The 16,336-nt window shown below is 71.9% G+C and carries 17 protein-coding genes; 8 read left to right on the top strand and 9 right to left on the bottom strand.

Going from position 1 to position 16,336, the window contains the following annotated elements:
- The first annotated feature begins 26 nt into the window (after positions 1 to 26).
- Positions 27 to 668, top strand: a complete 642-nt coding sequence (phoU, locus tag V1633_RS12635; protein WP_331214458.1) for a phosphate signaling complex protein PhoU — start codon at positions 27 to 29, stop codon at positions 666 to 668.
- 62 nt (positions 669 to 730) lie between these two features.
- Here the strand turns inward: phoU and V1633_RS12630 are convergent, their stop codons facing one another.
- Positions 731 to 1,534, bottom strand: coding sequence for a phosphoglyceromutase (locus tag V1633_RS12630; RefSeq protein WP_331214457.1), 804 nt, complete (start codon positions 1,532 to 1,534; stop codon positions 731 to 733).
- A gap of 153 nt (positions 1,535 to 1,687) precedes the next feature.
- Here V1633_RS12630 and V1633_RS12625 point away from each other — a divergent pair, with 153 nt between their 5' ends.
- The 3 genes from V1633_RS12625 (at position 1,688) to V1633_RS12615 (ending at position 4,473) form a co-directional block, all read left to right on the top strand.
- Positions 1,688 to 3,004, top strand: a complete 1,317-nt coding sequence (locus V1633_RS12625) for an MDR family MFS transporter (RefSeq protein WP_331214456.1) — start codon at positions 1,688 to 1,690, stop codon at positions 3,002 to 3,004.
- A 68-nt stretch (positions 3,005 to 3,072) separates the two neighbouring features.
- Positions 3,073 to 3,624: an ArsR/SmtB family transcription factor gene (locus tag V1633_RS12620; RefSeq protein WP_331214455.1), complete on the top strand. Its 552-nt coding sequence runs from the start codon at positions 3,073 to 3,075 to the stop codon at positions 3,622 to 3,624.
- 21 nt (positions 3,625 to 3,645) lie between these two features.
- On the top strand, positions 3,646 to 4,473 hold the full coding sequence (locus V1633_RS12615) for a M23 family metallopeptidase (protein ID WP_331214454.1): 828 nt from the start codon (positions 3,646 to 3,648) through the stop codon (positions 4,471 to 4,473).
- A gap of 359 nt (positions 4,474 to 4,832) precedes the next feature.
- Here the strand turns inward: V1633_RS12615 and V1633_RS12610 are convergent, their stop codons facing one another.
- The 3 genes from V1633_RS12610 to mshA all read right to left on the bottom strand — a co-directional run bounded on the left by V1633_RS12610 (position 4,833) and on the right by mshA (position 8,025).
- Positions 4,833 to 5,963, bottom strand: a complete 1,131-nt coding sequence (locus V1633_RS12610; protein ID WP_331214453.1) for a hypothetical protein — start codon at positions 5,961 to 5,963, stop codon at positions 4,833 to 4,835.
- Between the two features lie 111 nt (positions 5,964 to 6,074).
- Positions 6,075 to 6,599: a type III secretion system chaperone family protein gene (locus V1633_RS12605; RefSeq protein ID WP_331214452.1), complete on the bottom strand. Its 525-nt coding sequence runs from the start codon at positions 6,597 to 6,599 to the stop codon at positions 6,075 to 6,077.
- Positions 6,600 to 6,651: 52 nt separating this feature from the next.
- Entirely contained in the window at positions 6,652 to 8,025 is a 1,374-nt protein-coding gene (gene mshA / locus V1633_RS12600; RefSeq protein WP_331214451.1) for a D-inositol-3-phosphate glycosyltransferase, read from the bottom strand.
- A gap of 252 nt (positions 8,026 to 8,277) precedes the next feature.
- On the opposite strand from mshA, the gene V1633_RS12595 reads away from it, so the two are divergent.
- Together V1633_RS12595 and V1633_RS12590 are read left to right on the top strand one after the other, a co-directional pair.
- Positions 8,278 to 9,057, top strand: a complete 780-nt coding sequence (locus V1633_RS12595) for an SDR family oxidoreductase (RefSeq protein ID WP_331214450.1) — start codon at positions 8,278 to 8,280, stop codon at positions 9,055 to 9,057.
- Positions 9,058 to 9,135: 78 nt separating this feature from the next.
- On the top strand, positions 9,136 to 9,930 hold the full coding sequence (locus V1633_RS12590) for a class I SAM-dependent methyltransferase (protein WP_331214551.1): 795 nt from the start codon (positions 9,136 to 9,138) through the stop codon (positions 9,928 to 9,930).
- A gap of 197 nt (positions 9,931 to 10,127) precedes the next feature.
- On the opposite strand, the gene V1633_RS12585 is transcribed toward V1633_RS12590, so the two are convergent.
- Positions 10,128 to 11,216, bottom strand: coding sequence for a UDP-N-acetylmuramate dehydrogenase (locus V1633_RS12585; protein WP_331214449.1), 1,089 nt, complete (start codon positions 11,214 to 11,216; stop codon positions 10,128 to 10,130).
- Positions 11,217 to 11,280: 64 nt separating this feature from the next.
- On the opposite strand from V1633_RS12585, the gene V1633_RS12580 reads away from it, so the two are divergent.
- A complete protein-coding gene (locus V1633_RS12580; RefSeq protein ID WP_331214448.1) occupies positions 11,281 to 12,045 on the top strand; it encodes a maleylpyruvate isomerase family mycothiol-dependent enzyme in 765 nt (254 codons plus the stop codon).
- A gap of 16 nt (positions 12,046 to 12,061) precedes the next feature.
- Here the strand turns inward: V1633_RS12580 and V1633_RS12575 are convergent, their stop codons facing one another.
- A complete protein-coding gene (locus V1633_RS12575) occupies positions 12,062 to 12,583 on the bottom strand; it encodes an O-acetyl-ADP-ribose deacetylase (protein ID WP_331214550.1) in 522 nt (173 codons plus the stop codon).
- Positions 12,583 to 13,422 (bottom strand): EI24 domain-containing protein, encoded by an 840-nt coding sequence (locus V1633_RS12570; protein WP_407952000.1) that lies wholly within the window; start codon positions 13,420 to 13,422, stop codon positions 12,583 to 12,585. The genes V1633_RS12575 and V1633_RS12570 overlap by 1 nt, the downstream gene beginning before the upstream one ends.
- Positions 13,423 to 13,527: 105 nt before the next feature.
- Here V1633_RS12570 and V1633_RS12565 point away from each other — a divergent pair, with 105 nt between their 5' ends.
- Complete coding sequence (locus V1633_RS12565; protein WP_331214447.1) at positions 13,528 to 14,499, top strand: helix-turn-helix transcriptional regulator; 972 nt, start codon at positions 13,528 to 13,530, stop codon at positions 14,497 to 14,499.
- Positions 14,500 to 14,551: 52 nt separating this feature from the next.
- Here the strand turns inward: V1633_RS12565 and V1633_RS12560 are convergent, their stop codons facing one another.
- On the bottom strand, positions 14,552 to 15,475 hold the full coding sequence (locus V1633_RS12560; protein ID WP_331214446.1) for an SDR family oxidoreductase: 924 nt from the start codon (positions 15,473 to 15,475) through the stop codon (positions 14,552 to 14,554).
- An 80-nt stretch (positions 15,476 to 15,555) separates the two neighbouring features.
- Positions 15,556 to 16,293, bottom strand: a complete 738-nt coding sequence (locus V1633_RS12555; RefSeq protein ID WP_331214445.1) for an alanyl-tRNA editing protein — start codon at positions 16,291 to 16,293, stop codon at positions 15,556 to 15,558.
- Positions 16,294 to 16,336: the final 43 nt, after the last annotated feature.

Here is a 16,336-nt window from a genome sequence, read left to right as displayed (position 1 = left end):
GGCGAACTGACCAGCAGGACGTGATCATGCGCGACGAATTCCGGATCGATCTGAACATCGTGAGCCAGCTCCTGGTCGACATGGCGGAGGCCATCCAGGTGGCGATGCGCCAGGCAACCAAGGCACTGCTCACCGCCGACCGGAGGGCCGCCGAGGGGGTGATCGCCCGGGACGCGGAGATCGACTCGATCTTCCGGCAGGTCGAGGAGCGGGTCTGCGACCTGCTGGCCCGGCAGGCGCCGGTCGCCTCCGACCTGCGCGCCCTGATCACCGCCCTGCACGTCGCCGCCGACCTGGAGCGGATGGGTGACCTCGCCGACCACGTGGCGAAGACGGCGGTCCGCCGGCACCCGTCGCCGGCCGTACCGGCCGAACTGCGCGGGGTCTTCACCGAGATGTCCGGCGTGGCGGACCGGATCGCCAACAAGATCGGCAAGGTGCTCTCCAAGCCCGACGCCACCCTCGCCGCCGAACTGGAGCAGGACGACGACGCCATGGACGAGCTGCACCGGCAGCTCTTCGGGATCCTGCTCGACGACGAGTGGCCGTACGGGGTGGAGACCGCGATCGACGCGACCCTGCTCGGCCGCTTCTACGAGCGGTACGCCGACCACGCGGTGAACGCCGGCCGCCGGGTCGTCTACCTGGTGACCGGCGAAACCGTCTGAGGTGTCAGGAAGGGCCCCTTGTTATACAGAAAGCGATAACAAGGGGCCCTTCCTTACAAGGGTCAGCGGCCCTGGTTGGCGACCGCCGCGGCGGCCTCCCTGGCCGCCTCCGGGTCGAGGTACGCCCCGCCGGTGACCAGCGGACGCAGCGACGCGTCGAGGTCGTACCGCAGCGGGATGCCGGTCGGGATGTTCAGCTTGGCGATCGCCTCGTCGGAGACGTCGTCGAGGTGCTTGACCAGTGCGCGCAGCGAGTTGCCGTGCGCGGCGACCAGGACCGTCCGGCCGGCGAGGATGTCCGGCACGATCGAGTCGTACCAGTACGGCAGCATCCGGTCGACCACGTCCTTGAGGCACTCCGTCCGGGGCATCAGCTCGGGCGGGAGCAGGGCGTAGCGCGGGTCCCCGGCCTGGGACCACTCGTCGCCGTCGGCGATCGGCGGCGGCGGGGTGTCGTACGACCGGCGCCAGAGCATGAACTGCTCCTCGCCGTACTCGTCGAGGGTCTGCTTCTTGTTCTTGCCCTGCAGGGCGCCGTAGTGCCGCTCGTTGAGCCGCCAGGAGCGGCGGACCGCGATCCAGTGCCGGTCGGCGGCGTTGAGCGCCAGTTCGCCGGTACGGATCGCCCGGCGCAGCACGCTGGTGTGCATCACGTCGGGCAGCAGGTTGTGTTCGCGCAGCAGTTCGCCGCCGCGCCGGGCTTCGGCCTCGCCCTTGGCCGTCAGGTCCACGTCGACCCAGCCAGTGAAGAGGTTCTTCGCGTTCCAGTCGCTCTCGCCGTGCCGGAGCAGCACCAACGTGCCCACCGTGGCACCCTCGCCCGCCACCGGTGCGCCCTCCGGCCCAGTCCTCGTGCTCCTACTCATGGCCTTCATCCTGCCGGACCGGCCGGTGCGACATGCGGCGACCCTGGGTGACGACCGACACGTGGAAAACCGGGTGACCAGCGCCAGTGGCCTTGGCAAGCTTCGTAAGGCACTCAAGTGCTCAAGGTCATTACGCGGTACGGGGGGCACCAGGTGCGGACGGTCCAGAACTGGTTCCGGGACACGACGGGCGGATTACCGAGGACGTTCTGGTATCTCTGGGCCGGCACCCTGGTCAACCGCCTCGGCTCCTTCGTCGTGATCTTCCTGGCCATCTACCTGACCCAGGTGCGGGGCTTCTCCGAGTTCGAGACGGGTGTGGTGCTCGGCCTCTGGGGTGCCGGCGGCGCGGTCGGCACGCTGACCGGCGGTGTCCTGGCCGACCGCTGGGGACGGCGGCCCACCCTGCTCACCGCCCACCTCGGGGCGGCCACCATGATGCTGGCACTCGGGCTGGCCCGGCCGCTGTGGCTGGTCGCCCTCGGGGCACTGCTGCTCGGCGTCTTCGCCGAGGGAGCCCGGCCGGCCTTCGGCGCGATGATGATCGACGTCGTGCCGCAAACCGACCGGCTGCGCGCCTTCACCCTCAACTACTGGGCGATCAACCTGGGCTTCGCCTCCGCGGCGGTCCTGGCCGGGCTGGCCGCCGAGGCGAGCTACCTGCTGCTCTTCGTGGTCGACGCGGCGACCACGCTCGGCACCGCCGCCATCATCTTCCTGAAGGTCGGCGAGACCCGGCAGCGCCGGGACGTCCGCCCCGGCGCCAACCAGCCGGACGGCGCCGCGCCGCACCGGGGCGGGTTGCGGGTCGCCCTGACCGACCGGGTGTTCGTCGGCTTCGTGATGGTGAACGTGCTGCTCGCACTGATCTTCATGCAGCACACCTCGATGCTGCCGATCGCGATGGGGCAGGACGGGCTGTCGCCGTCGACCTACGGCACGGTGATCGCGGTTAACGGGGTGCTGATCGTCGTCGGCCAGCTCTTCATCCCCCGGCTGATCGCGGGGCGCGGTCGCTCGAACGTACTGGCGCTGGCCGCGGTCCTGGTCGGGCTCGGCTTCGGGCTGACCGCCTTCGCCGACGGGGCGTGGTTCTACGCGCTCACCGTGGTGATCTGGACCCTCGGCGAGATGCTGAACTCCCCGTCCAACTCGACGCTGATCGCCGAGCTGTCGCCGTCCACGCTGCGCGGCCGCTACCAGGGGCTCTTCTCGCTCTCCTGGTCGGTGGCGGCCTTCGGAGCGCCGGTGGCCGGCGGTTTCGTCCGGGAGCAGTTCGGCAACTCGACGCTCTGGTTCGGCTGCGCGGGGATCGCCGCCGTGGCCGCCGTCGCCCACCTCGTCTCCGGTCCGGCCCGGGAGCGCCGGTCCGGCGACCTGCGGGCCCACGAGTCGGCGTACGTCGAGGCGGCCGCGCCCCGGACCACCGGCGGGCAGCGGACCCCGGACGCCGCACCGGCAAACGCCTGAAGCCCTCGTACCCGGGTCTTCCCGGATCGACATTGACGATGATTACGTAATTACGTAATCTTCGATACATGGGGTTGGAGGAACGGGTCGCCGAGCTGGAACACCAGCTCGACACGCGGGTCGCCGAGCTGGAACGCCGGCTCGCGGCGATCGAGCAACGGGCCGAGCCCGGGGCGCCGGACCGCGCCGGCCGCCGCCCGGACCAGGACTTCTGGGCCCTGGAAGGGCTGAAGAGCCAACTCGCCGAACTCGGCGCCGACCAGGGCGGAGTGCTCTTCACCGGCACCGTCCGGCTCCCCACCCACGAGCGCTACGACTGGCAGTACGGACTGGTCACCGAGACCGTCCTCAACGAGCTCGACTGGTCGGAGGCGGCGGAGTCGTTCGCCGCGCTCGGTCACCCGGTGCGGATGCGGCTGCTCCGCGAGATCCTCGGCGGCCGTCGTACCGTCGCCGAACTCACCGAACTGGACGGACTGGGCACCACCGGGCAGGCGTACCACCACCTGCGGCAACTGGCCGCCGCCGGCTGGCTGCACAGCCCGGCCCGGGGCCGCTACGAGGTTCCGCCCGGACGTGTGGTGCCGCTGCTCGTGGCCCTGGCCGCCGCCCGGCCCTGACCACCGGAAGGGAGACCCCCCGTGCTCAAGGTGATGATGATCCTGCACCGGTGCTGCTGGCTGGCGTTCCTCGCGCTGCTGGTGGCGCAGTTCTTCCTCGACATCTCCTGGCTCTGGGGCTGGGTGCCGATCGGGCTCGCCATCATCCTGCAGCTCGCGCTGGGCCGCATGCGGAGGCCGAAGGGTTTGGAGGCGGCCGAGCCGCCGCGACCGGTCGAGGTCCTCGCACCGGTGGCCGGCCGCTGGTCGGCACTGAACAGCCCCGCCGACAAGGTGCCCAGCCACGGTGTACGCGCCTACGGGCAGGCGTACGCGATCGACGTGGTGGCGGAGCCGGCCGACGGGTCCCGTCCCCGCTTCGGCTGGTGGCCGCTGGTACGCCGGAACCGCGACTTCCCGTCCTTCGACACCCCGCTGTACGCCGTCGCCGACGCGACCGTGGTCAGGGCGGTGGACCGCAACCGGGACCACCTGAGCCGCAACTCCTACCCGGCACTGTTCTATCTCGTCGTCGAGGCGAGCCTGCGGGATCTCGCCGGCCCGGGGCAGATCCTCGGCAACCACCTGATCCTCGACCTCGGCGACGGCGTCTACGCCGCGTACGCCCACCTGAGGCGCGGATCGCTGCTGGTCAGGGCGGGCGACCGGGTGGTGGCCGGACAACCCGTGGCCCGCTGCGGCAACTCCGGCAACTCGACCGAGCCGCACGTGCACTTCCAGCTGATGGACGCTCCGGACCTCGACGTGGCCCGGGGAGTCCCGTTCACCTGGCGGGGCATCGGCGTGCCCCGGAACACCGAGACCTTCACGGTCGAAATGCCGCAGCCGGCACCCGTGCCGGGCAACTGAACGGGACGAAAAGAAATCGGGGGAATTTCTCGGACGGCCCGGCGGCGGCGGGCGACGCTCACCCCCGTAAACGCCGCCCGCACACACCGCCGGTTACAGGTGGCGGCGCCGTCCCCCAACGGCTCATGCGCCACCCGTCCCCCAGCGTCGCCGCCCGGTGCACGAATCTGATCGATCCGCCGTTCCCCCGAACGATTCCGAGCGCGACGCGCGTAATAACGTTAGTTGTCGCCGGATCAGCCACACAACCCAGGACCGCTGTCTCGCCGGTCACATCGGGTGAGAGCAGCTGTTTTCCGACGTCGTAGAGGACAACACCGAGCCTTGTGCTCCCATTCCCGGCCCTGCCCTCCACGCTCTCATCCGTCCTCGCGATCCGGCGATTCGGTACGGAAGAAGTTGCTCTGCCGACCGTCGGACAACTGTTCCTGGTAGATGAAATTCAGGCGCCGAAGGTCAAACGTGTGGAACCACTCGTCCCAACTCACCGGCTTCAGTCCTCCGCCTTCCCGCCAACCCGGGAAGTCAAACGTCAGCACGCCGATCCGACCTTCACGCTCGGTGCCCTCGATGGTCGCCGGTTGCGCCATCCGGGCCTCCGCCCAGCGCTGGATGACATCGTGGTCCTGGGTCACCAGGCTGCGCCCCGGACGTTCCGGCTGATCCTGGGTCGAGGTGATCGGCTGGGAGTACTTGAGGCTCTTCGACTGGGCCCCGCCCCCGGCCCCGGTGCGCTTCGTCGCCGACGCGCTCTTCCGGGCACCGGTCGCGGCCGTACTCTTCCGGGCGGTCGTCTTCCGGGCACCGGTCGTCTTCCGGGCCGGCGCGGTGCCGGCCCCGGCGGCCTTCCGGACCGGCGCGGTGGTCGTCTTCCGCGTACCGGTCGTCCGGGTCGCGGCGGCGGTCGCCTTCCGCGCCGGGGCCTTCTTGGCCGGCGCCTTCTTCGCGGTCGCCTTCTTCGCCGGGGCCCGCTTCGCGGTGGCCTTCTTGGCCGGCGCCTTCTTCGCGGTCGCCTTCTTCGCCGGGGCCCGCTTGGTGGTCGCCTTCTTCGCCGGCGCCTTCTTCGCGGTCGCCCGCTTGGTCGGAGCCGACACCGTCTTCCGTGCCGTCGTCCGCTTGCTCGCCGCCGACACCGTCTTCCGCGCCGTCGTCCGCTTGCTCGCCGCCGACACGGTCTTCTTCGCCCCGGTGGCCTTCTTGGCTGGCGCCTTCTTCGCGGTGGCCTTCTTGGCCGGGGCCTTCTTGGCGGCCGCCTTCCGCAGGGAGGTGCCGCCGCCCTCCGCCCGCAAGGTACGGACCAGGCTCTTCACCAGGTCCATCTTCCGCAGCGCGGAGATACCCGAGACACCCCGCTTACGGAGCTGCCCACGGATGTCCTCGACCTTCATCATGCCGATCTTGCTCTCGTTGATGTTGGCCGTGCTGCTGGTGGTCCGGCGCTTCGTCGCGGTCGCGGTTGCGCCGCGACCGGAACTGTTCCGCTGAGCCATGATTGCTCACGCTCCCTCTGACAGTCTGTCCTCGGCAGGCGGCGCGGTCATCGCTGCGTACCGCCGCAGAGCACCGGCACAGGTCGCCGGTGCACCGCCGGGGCATACCCGTCAGGGACGGTCCAAATCCGAGTTTTCCGCAGAGGATCGTTCGAAGAGGTGCGCGAACGCCTGGAGGTTCGCCAACGACTCGCCCCGCTTGACCCGCCACTCCCACTCCCGGCGGATCGCCGTACCGAACCCGATCTCCAACATGGTGTCGAACGACTCGTCGGCGTAGTTGAGCACCGCCCCGAACAGCCGGTCCAGCTCGTCCTCGGTCACCCCGGCCAGACTCAGCCGGCCGGTGAGGTAGACGTCGCCGACCGCGTCGACCGAGAAGGCCACCCCGTACATCCGGGCGTTGCGCTGGAGCAGCCAGTTCCAGAGCTCCTCGCGCCGCTCGTCCGGCTGGCGCATCACGAACGCCTCGACCCGCAACGTGTGGTCACCGACGATCAGGTTGCAGATCGTCTTCAGTTTGTGCGTACCGGGCAGCGTGACCGCGTACGAGAACTCGCCCGTCGACTCGCAGCTCAGCTGCCGGTCGGCACAGACCGCCTCGATCAGTTGCCCGATCTCCGCCCGTGACCTCATTCCGCGTACCTTCCGTCCCGGACCGGCGGGCGGCCCGCACCTCGGCGGCGGCTCAGCAGGCCGCCAGGGGAACGACCTGCGCACCGTCGGCCAGCTCGGAGGCGAGCTGGGCACGGTGCTCCGCCACCGCCCCACGGTAGACCGCGAGCAGTCCGCTGGCGGTACGCGCCCAGGAGAACGCCCGGGCGTGCACCACCGCGCCGTGCGCCAGCTCGGTACGCCGACGCGGCGCCGCCAGCAGCCCGGCGAGGACCCGGGCCCAGTCGGCCGGATCGTGACCGTCGATCAGCACCCCGCTCACCCCGTCCCGGACGGCGGTGACCAGCCCGCCGACCGCGGCCGCCACGACCGGCGTACCGCAGGCCTGCGCCTCCAGTGCGACCAGGCCGAACGACTCGTTGTGCGACGGCACCGCGACCAGGTCGGCGGCCCGGTAGAGAGCCGGCAGGTCGTCACCGGTCTGCGGCGGCAGGAACCGTACGGCGTCCCCGACGCCGAGCCTCGCGGCCAGCTCGATCAACGCGGTCGGCCGGTCCAGTCCACTGCCGCTCGGGCCGCCCGCGATGACCAGGGTGGTCGTGGCGGCGATCCGGGGGTCACGCGCCCGCAGCTCGGCGATCGCGTGCAGCAGTACGTCCGGCGCCTTCAACGGCTGGATCCGCCCGACGAAGGCGATGATCGCGCCCTGCTCGGGCAGGCCCAGCCGACGCCGGGCCGCGATCCGGGCCTCGCCGGCCAGACCGGAGCTGGGCGGGCGGAAGCGGTCCAGGTCGACACCGGGCTCCACCACCTCGACCCGGGCCGGATCGGCCTCGTAGCGGGCGATCAGGTCACGGGCCTCGACGGCGGTGTTGGCCACCAGCCGGTCCGCCTCGGCGATCACCTGCTCCTCACCGATCACCCGGGCCTTCGGCTCGGGCCGGTCCCCCTCGGCGAGCCGGGCGTTCTTGACCTTGGCCAGGGTGTGCGCGGTGTGCACCAGCGGGACGCCCCAGCGCTCCTTGGCCAGCCAACCCACCTGGCCGGAGAGCCAGTAGTGCGAGTGCACCAGGTCGTAGTAGCCCGGCGGCCGGGCCGCCTCGACCCGCAGCACGCCCGTGGTGAAGGCGCAGAGCTGGCTCGGCAGCTCCTCCTTGGCCAGGCCCTCGAACGGGCCGGAGATGACGTGCCGGACGTGCACCCCGGGCGCCATCTCGACCACGGGCGGCAGGTCGCTGGAGGTGGCCCTGGTGAAGATCTCGACCTCGACGCCGGCCTCGGCCAGCCGCCGGGAGACCTCGACGATGTAGACGTTCATGCCACCGGCGTCACCGGTGCCGGGTTGGTGCAACGGTGAGGTGTGTACGGAGAAGGTGGCGATCCTCCGCGGAGTCGGCCACGGTTGGGTACCTCGCTGCCGGGCCACGCCGGTGTGCGCTTCCGCCACGTCCGCTCCTTCTGTCACGGTGTTACGCCGTCCCGCACGACCGGGGCACCTCAACAAGAACCACCCGACCGGGTGACATCTTCCCCATCGGAGGACCGGCAATCATCCGGGCATCCCGGATAGGTGACCGACCTCATTCGACCAACGCGGGCGGTTGGCCTCGCCGCCCTCCGACAGACCGCCCTCGATCCGCGCCGAGGCTTCCCCGGCCCGGGCACGGAGGTCGACGACGGCCTGGGACAGAATGTGCCGATGACCTCTGTCGCGATCGTCACCGGCGCCTCCAGCGGGATCGGTGCCGCCACCGCCCGCCGGCTCGCCGCCGAGGGCTTCCACGTGCTCGCCGCCGCCCGCCGCGCCGACCGGCTGGACGCGCTGGTGAAGGAGATCGAGGCGGCCGGCGGGCGGGCCACCGCCCAGGTCTGCGACGTCACCTCCGACGAGTCGGTGGCGGCGTTGGCCGCCGCCGCGGACGAGCTGCCCGAGCCGGTCACCCTGCTGGTCAACAACGCCGGCGGCGCGCGCGGCCTGGACCCGGTCGAGTTGGGGTCGATCGCCGACTGGCAGTGGATGTACGACGTCAACGTGCTCGGCACGCTGCGGGTCACCCAGGCGCTGCTGCCGTTGCTGGAATCCTCCGGTAGCGGGACCGTCGTGGTGCTCAGCTCGACCGCCGGGCTGGCCGTCTACGAGGGTGGCGGCGGCTACACGGCGGCCAAGCACGCCCAGACCGCACTCGCCGAGACCCTGCGCCTGGAACTCCTGGGACGACCGGTCCGGGTGATCGAGATCGACCCGGGCATGGTCCGGACCGAGGAGTTCGGGCTGGTCCGGTTCGGCGGCGACGCGCAGCGGGCCGCCGCGGTCTACGCCGGGGTGGCCGAACCGCTGGTCGCCGAGGACGTCGCCGACTGCGTCGCCTGGTGCGCCACCCGACCCCACCACGTCAACGTGGACCGGCTGGTGGTCCGTCCGCTGGCCCAGGCCGCCCAGCACAAGGTGCACCGGGTCGCGCCCGACGCCGGCAGGTGAGGGGTCGTGTCGCCGCCCCGGCCGTCCGGGGGCCCGGCGACCGGACCGGTCCCGCCCCGGCCGGCCACGTCCCGGCCGGTGGGCGCGGTGACCCGGGGGACCACCAACCCGAACCGGTTGCGCCGGGTCGACAACTGGATCGCGGCGACCTGCGGCGACCTGCTCCGTGACGCGGCCGACCCGCTCGTCGTCGACCTCGGCTACGGGGCCAGCCCGGTCACCGTGGTCGAACTGCGCGCCCGGCTGGCCGCCGCGGTCCGACCGGATGTCCGGGTGGTCGGGCTGGAGATCGATCCGGTACGGGTGGCGGCCGCCGTACCCGCCGCTGACCCGCCGGGACTGACCTTCGGGCGGGGCGGTTTCGAACTGGCCGGGCTGCGCCCGGTACTGGTCCGGGCCTTCAACGTGCTTCGCCAGTACGCCGAACCCGAGGTGGTACCGGCCTGGCGGATCATGACCGGGGCGCTGCGACCAGGTGGGGTACTGGTCGAGGGGACCTGCGACGAACTCGGCCGGCTCGCCGGATGGCTGCTCGTCGACGCGTCCGGGCCACGCTCGCTGACCCTGGCCGCCCGGCTCGGCACCCTCGACAGTCCGGCCGTGCTCGCCGAACGGCTGCCGAAGGCGCTGATCCACCACAACGTGCCCGGCACCCGGGTACACGCGCTGATCCAGGCCCTGGAGGAGGGTTGGCGGGCGGCCGCCCCGTACGCCACGTTCGGGCCCCGACAGCGCTGGCGACGTAGCGTCGAGACGGTCCGGGCGGCCGGTTGGCCGGTGCTGGACCGGCCGGCCCGGTGGCGGCTCGGCGAGGTCACCGTCGCCTGGTCCGCCGTCGCCCCGCCCGGTGCGACCGGGCCCGGCGCGCCCTGAGACCCGACCCGGGACGCCACCGTCGTTCCGCAGGCGCCACCGTCCGCCACCGTCGTTCCGTAGGCACCGCCGTCGTCCCCAAGGCACCGCCGTCGTTCCGAGGGCGCCACCGTCGTTCCGCGGAGCGCCGGGTCGGGCAACAGGCGGCGCCGCCGTCCAGCGGGCGGCACCGTCGCCGGCGCGGCAGGGTTGACCGTTCAGAGGGCGCAGTTCACCAGCACCGGCTCCGGGTGCAGGGTGGCGCCGAACCGGGCGTGCACCCCGTCGCGGATCTCCCGGGCCAGCGCCAGCAGGGCCGCCGTCGACCCGGCACCCTGGTTGGTCAGGGCCAGCGTGTGTTTCGACGAGATCGCCACCCCGTCGGCTCCCCGGTAACCCTTCGGGAAGCCGGCCTTGTCGATCAGCCAGGCGGCACTCACCTTCACCGTGTCGCCGCTGCCCGGCCAGGACGGCGGCTCGCCGAGATCGGCGGCCCGGTCGCGCAGCGCCAGGTACGCCGCCTGGTCGAGCACCGGATTGGTGAAGAAGGAGCCCACCGAGCGGGTGTCCGGGTCGGCCGGGTCGAGCACCATCCCCTTGCCGGCGCGCAGCGCGCGTACCGTCGCCCGGGCGTCGGCCAGCGGCACCCGGTCACCGATCTCGGCACCGAGCGCCCGGGCCAGTTCGGCGTACCGGACCGGGGTGGAGAGCGGCGAGCGGAGCAGCCGGAAGTCGACGCTCAGTACGGTCCACCGGTCGTTGTGCTTGAAGACGCTGGCCCGGTACCCGAAGCGGCACTCCTCCGGAGTCATCCGGACCACCTCCCCGGTGACCCGGTCGTACGCCTCGACCCCGACGACCGTCTCGGCGACCTCCTGCCCGTACGCCCCGACGTTCTGGATCGGGGTGGCGCCGGCCGACCCGGGGATGCCGGACAGGCACTCCACCCCCGACCAGCCGGCCTCGACGGTGGCGGCCACCAGGTCGTCCCAGGGCTCGCCGGCCGCCACCCGGAGCGTCACCGTCTCGTCGTCCTCGGCCACCACCTGAAAGCCCCGGGTGCGGACCAGCAACACGGTGCCGGGGAAGCCGTCGTCCGCGACCACCACGTTGCTGCCGCCGGCCAGCACCAGAATCGGCTCATGCCGCGATTCGACGTCACGTAGACTCTGCACGATTTGCTCTGTTTGTGTGGCGGTGACCAGTTGTCGAGGCGCCCCACCGAGCCGCAGAGTGGTATAGCCGGCCAACCGTCCTGGGTCGGCGGAGTTCGTGGCGCTTGTCAGTCGGGCATTAACGTCTGGCACACCATTCACCCTAGGCTGACAGACAGCCCGGCCGGTGGCGGCCCGGTCTTGCGGGAGGATCGTGATGAGCAGATTGCACGGCACGAAGGACTTCTGGCTCGGCGCGCTCCGCACCGAGGGACCGACCTTCGGGGCCGCGATCGCCGAAGGGGCGCCGGACCTGCGGGTGCCGTCCTGTCCCGAATGGACCATCACCGATCTGGTGCACCACCTCGGCTCGATCTACCAGTGGGTGCGCGGCTTCGTCAGCCAGGGGAACACCGAGGCGCCGGACCGTCGTACCGTCCCGGAGGGGCTGCCGACCGGGACGGCCGCACTCGACTGGTGGCGAGCGGAGTACGACCAGCTGATGGCCGTACTGGACCGGCTCGACCCGGAGGCCCCGGCGTGGAACTGGGCGCCGCAGCCGAAGAAGGTCGCCTTCTGGCACCGCCGGATGGCGCACGACACGGCGGTGCACCGCTGGGACGCCCAGATGGCGGTCGCCGCCGGAGAGCCGCTGGAGGCCAAACTCGCGGCGGACGGGATCAGCGAGGTGCTGGACACCTGGCTGCCGGCCGGCCGACGGCGGAGCTCCGAGCAGGGCTGGCACGGCGTGGTCCAGCTGGTCGCGGCCGACGCCGGCCAGGAGTGGTTCCTCCGGCTACGCGGCACCGGGGTCGCGCTGCTGGACACCGACACCATCCTCGACACCGACGACCACCACGCCCGGGCGCACCTCTCCGGTACGGCCAGCGACCTGCTGCTGGCACTCTGGGGACGGCTCGGTTTCGACGCCCTCGACGTGGCCGGCGACCCGAACCTGCTGGACGGGCTCCGGGTGCACTGATCCACCCGGCGGCGGCTCAGGTCGAGAGTTGCCCGCGTACCCGCAGCGCGGTCCGGTGGGTGGCGGCGTCGAAGAGCACCAGCCGGACGGTGCCGACCGTCGTCGGACGGGCGGCGGTGAACACGGTCAACGCCTGCCCGACCGCGTCCTCCACCGGCCACCGGAAGATACCGGCCGAGATCAGCGGAAAGGCCACCGACTCGGCGCCCAGCTCATCGGCGACCCGCAGGCTGTTGGCGTAGCAGTCACGCAGCAGCGCCGAGCGGTCCTCGTCGGCCGACCAGACCGGTCCGACGGTGTGCACCACCCAGCGGGCCGGCAACTTCCCGGCCGTGGTCGCGACCGCCTGGCCGGTCGGCAGCCCCCGCCCGTACCGGGAGGCTCGCAACGCCCGGCACTCGGCGAGGATCGCCGGGCCGCCCCGCCGGTGGATGGCCCCGTCCACCCCGCCCCCGCCCAGCAGCGACGAGTTGGCGGCATTCACGATCACGTCGACGCGCTGCCCGGTTATGTCGCCCTCGACCAGCTCGATCTCCATCACGACCGGCCGATCGGCGCGGCGACCGGGCCGGGTGCCGGTTCGCCGACAGGCTGCCCCAGGGCACGCCGGGACAGCAGCGCGGCACCGGCCACCGCCGCCGGCATCAGCAGCACCGCGCCGAGCGGGATCAGGAAGCACAGGAAGACCGCGACCCCGAACCCGAGGGCGAGCGGACGGTTCGCCCGCAGCACCCGACGCCGGTCACCCAGGCGCATGCCCCGCCGGTAGAACGGCACGCCGACCAGCTCCACCGCGAGGAACCAGCCGCCGACCAGCGCGGCGATCACCGGTACGACAAACTGCCCGACGATCGGGATGAAGCCGGCGAGGAAGAGCGGAACGCCGACCAGCGCCGACCGGAGGATCAGCCGGAGCGAGTCCGCCAGGCTCCGCCGTAGCGACCGCCACCACGGCACCTCGACCTCGTCCGGCACTCCGCCGTACCGGCCCTCCACCCGCTCGGAGATCTTCTCGTAGAACGGGTCGCCGATCACCAGCGTCACCGCGGTGAAGGTGAGCACCCCGAGCATGGCGCCGAGGCCCACCAGGGCGAGCCCGGCGACCAGCCGGAACCCGTCGCGGGTCCAGTCCGACCAGTCGTCGGCGAACGGTGTGATCAGCTCGGCGAGGTCGGAGGCGTAGTAGATCAGGGCGGCGAAGCCGGCGAGGTAGAGCGCACCGGAGATCAGCCCGGGCACGATGCCGAGCAGTACCAGCCCGGGGTTGCGGGCATAAACGCCGAGGCCCCGGAAGAACAGGCCGACGCCGGTGCCGAATCCGGAGACGAACGGACGGACCCGGCCGGTCGCCGCCCGACCGACGGTGGGGGTGTGCACGACGGGAAGCGTAGTGGCCCACGCGCCACCCGGCAGCCCGAAGCCGCACGGCGCGTACCCCCGGCCGACCGGCCCGGGCGGGGAGCCGGCGGGCAGGATGGGAGCATGCGTGCCGCGCGGCTGATCTCCCTGGTCCTGCTCCTGCAGAACCGGGGGTCGATGACCGGCGCGGAACTCGCCCGCGAGCTGGAGATCTCCGAGCGGACCGTGCACCGGGACGTGCTGGCGCTGAACGCCGCCGGCATCCCCGTCTACGCCGACCGGGGCCGGGCCGGCGGCTACCGGCTGCTCGGCGGCTACCGGACCCGGCTGACCGGGCTCAGCCGCGACGAGGCCGACGCGCTGTTCCTGTCCGGGCTGCCCGGGCCGGCCGGCGACATGGGATTGACCGAGGTGGTGGCGGCCGCACGGCTGAAGGTGCTGGCCGCGCTGCCGAGTGGCCTGCGGGACGCGTCGAGCCGGGTGGAGCGGCGTTTCCACCTCGACGTACCGGGCTGGTTCCGGGAGACGACGCCGCCGCCCTGGCTCACCGAACTCGCCGGCGCGGTGTGGCAGGACCGTACGGTCGAGCTGCGCTACCGGCGCCGGGACCGCGAGGAGGTGACCCGGACCGTCGAGCCGTACGGGCTGGTCCTCAAGGGCGGGCAGTGGTATCTCGTCGCCCGGATCGGCGCGGACCACCGGACCTACCGGGTCGACCGGATCGTCGACGTGGCGGTCGAACCGACCACCTTCGCCCGCGACGACTCGTTCGACCTGGTCGGCTACTGGACCGAGCGGGCCGAGCAGTTCGTCCGCGCGCTGCTGGCCGACGAGATCACCGTACGGCTCAGTCCGGCCGGGCTGCGCGCCCTGCGTCGCGTCACCGAACCACCCGCCGTACGGGACGCGGTACGGGATGCCGGGGAACCCGACGCGCAGGGCTGGGTGGTCACCCGGCTGCCCGTCGAGTCCCCCGACGTGGCGTACGGCCAGCTGCTCAGCCTCGGCCCGGAGGTGGAGGTGCTGGCCCCGCCGGAGCTACGGGCCCGGCTCGCCGACGCGGCGCGTCGCCTGACCGCCCTCTACGAGGTGTAAGGAAGGGCCCCTATTATCGTTTTCTGTTGTACAGGGGGCCCTTCCTAACAGCTCAGCGGTAGCCGGTCGCGTCGGCCGGCTTGCCCTGGCCCTCCACCTCCATGATGTACCGCCAGGCGTCCGGCCGGCTGCCGTCCAGGTCGGTGAAGCCGTACACCTGGGCGAGCTGGCCGCTGGAGAGCGACTGGCCGGACCAGCGGGACCTCTCCGGGTCGGCGGCGAGCGCGGCGACGGCCCGCCCGACGAACGCCGGGCTCTCCGAGATGACGAAGTGCGGCTCCTTCGCCACCGCGTCCCGCCAGTTCTCCTCGGTGACGCCGTACACGTCGAGCATGAACTCGGAACGCAGCCAACCCGGGGTGAGCGCGACCGCCGTGGCGCCGTGGTCGCGCAGCTCCTGCGCCCAGATGTAGGCCAGCCGGTTCACCGCCGTCTTGGCCAGGTCGTAGAAGGCCGAGAGCCGGTAGTTCTGCTCGTTGTACTCCCGGGTGCCGTCGCCCACCTCCACCACCAGCCCGCCCGGGTTGCGGATCAGCAGCGGCAGCGCGAAGTGGCTGGTGATGAGGTGCGTGTCGACGGCCAGCCGGAGGGTACGGAAGCCGTCGTCCAGGGACTGTTCCCAGATCGGCTTGTGCCAGCCGATCAGGTGGTCGGCGCCCCAGACGTCGTTCACCAGTACGTCGAGTCGGCCCTGCTCGCGGTCGATCCGCTCGACCAGCGCACGGACCTGGTCCGGCTCCAGGTGGTCGACCGGCACCGCGATCCCGACGCCGCCGGCCTCGGTGACCAGCTCGGCGGTCTCCTCGATCGTCTCCGCCCGGTTCACCTCCGACCGTTTCTCCCGGGTGCTGCGCCCGGTGGCGTAGACGGTGGCTCCGGCCGCGCCGAGCTGCACCGCGATCTGCCGACCGGCACCCCGGGTCGCCCCGGCGACCAGCGCGACCCTGCCCTTCAGGTTCTGTGTGGTCTCGCTCATGCCGCCCACGTTGCCAACGAATCCCGACAACCGGTGTCCGAATTTCTCGAATCACCGGCCGTCGGAAGGTGCCGGCAGGGTCACTGGACGAGCCGGACCCGTACCCGTCGGTTGGCCCGACCCTTGCTCTCCACCTTGACCACCTGGACCTTGCCGATCTGGGCGGTCGAGGCGACGTGCGTGCCGCCGTCGGCCTGGACGTCCAGCCCGACGATGTCGACGATCCGGATCTCCTGCTCGTCCGCCGGGATCAGGTTCGACTGGGTACGGATGATGTCCGGCAGCGCCAACGCCTCGTCCCGGGGCAGCACCTTCACCGCCACCGAGCGGTCGGCGGCGACCTCGGTGTTGACCAGTTCCTCCAGTCTCGCCTTGAAGTCGGTGGGCACCTCGGGCAGGTTGAAGTCCATCCGGGCCTCGCCGGGTTCCATGTTGCCGCCGGTCACCAGCGCGCCGAAGTCGCGGAACACCACGCCGCAGAGCACGTGCAGCCCGGAGTGCGTACGCATCAGCAGGCTCCGCCGCTCGTCGGCGACCGCGCCGGTGACCATGGTCCCGACCGGTGGCACCGGATCGCCCTCGGCGGGGACCAGGTAAAGCTCGTCGCCCTTGCGGGTGCCGACGATCCGGGTCTGCACCCCCTGCCAGAGCAGCACCCCGTGGTCCGGCGGTTGGCCGCCGCCACCGGGATAGAACGCCGACCGGTCCAACACGATGCCCTGCTCGGGATCGACGTGCAGGACGGTGCACTCCCACTCCCGCAGGGTGGGGTCGACGAGGTCGAGACGGCTCGTACGGCCGTGCTGGTGAACACCCATGGGGCGCAGGCTACCCCGGCCGATTCGGTGATCCGGGGACCCC

This window comes from Plantactinospora sonchi (assembly GCF_036422035.1).
GTDB lineage: Bacteria > Actinomycetota > Actinomycetes > Mycobacteriales > Micromonosporaceae > Plantactinospora > Plantactinospora sonchi.
The sequence above is the reverse complement of the archived record's forward strand: the minus strand, read 5'-3'. Positions and strand labels throughout refer to the sequence as shown.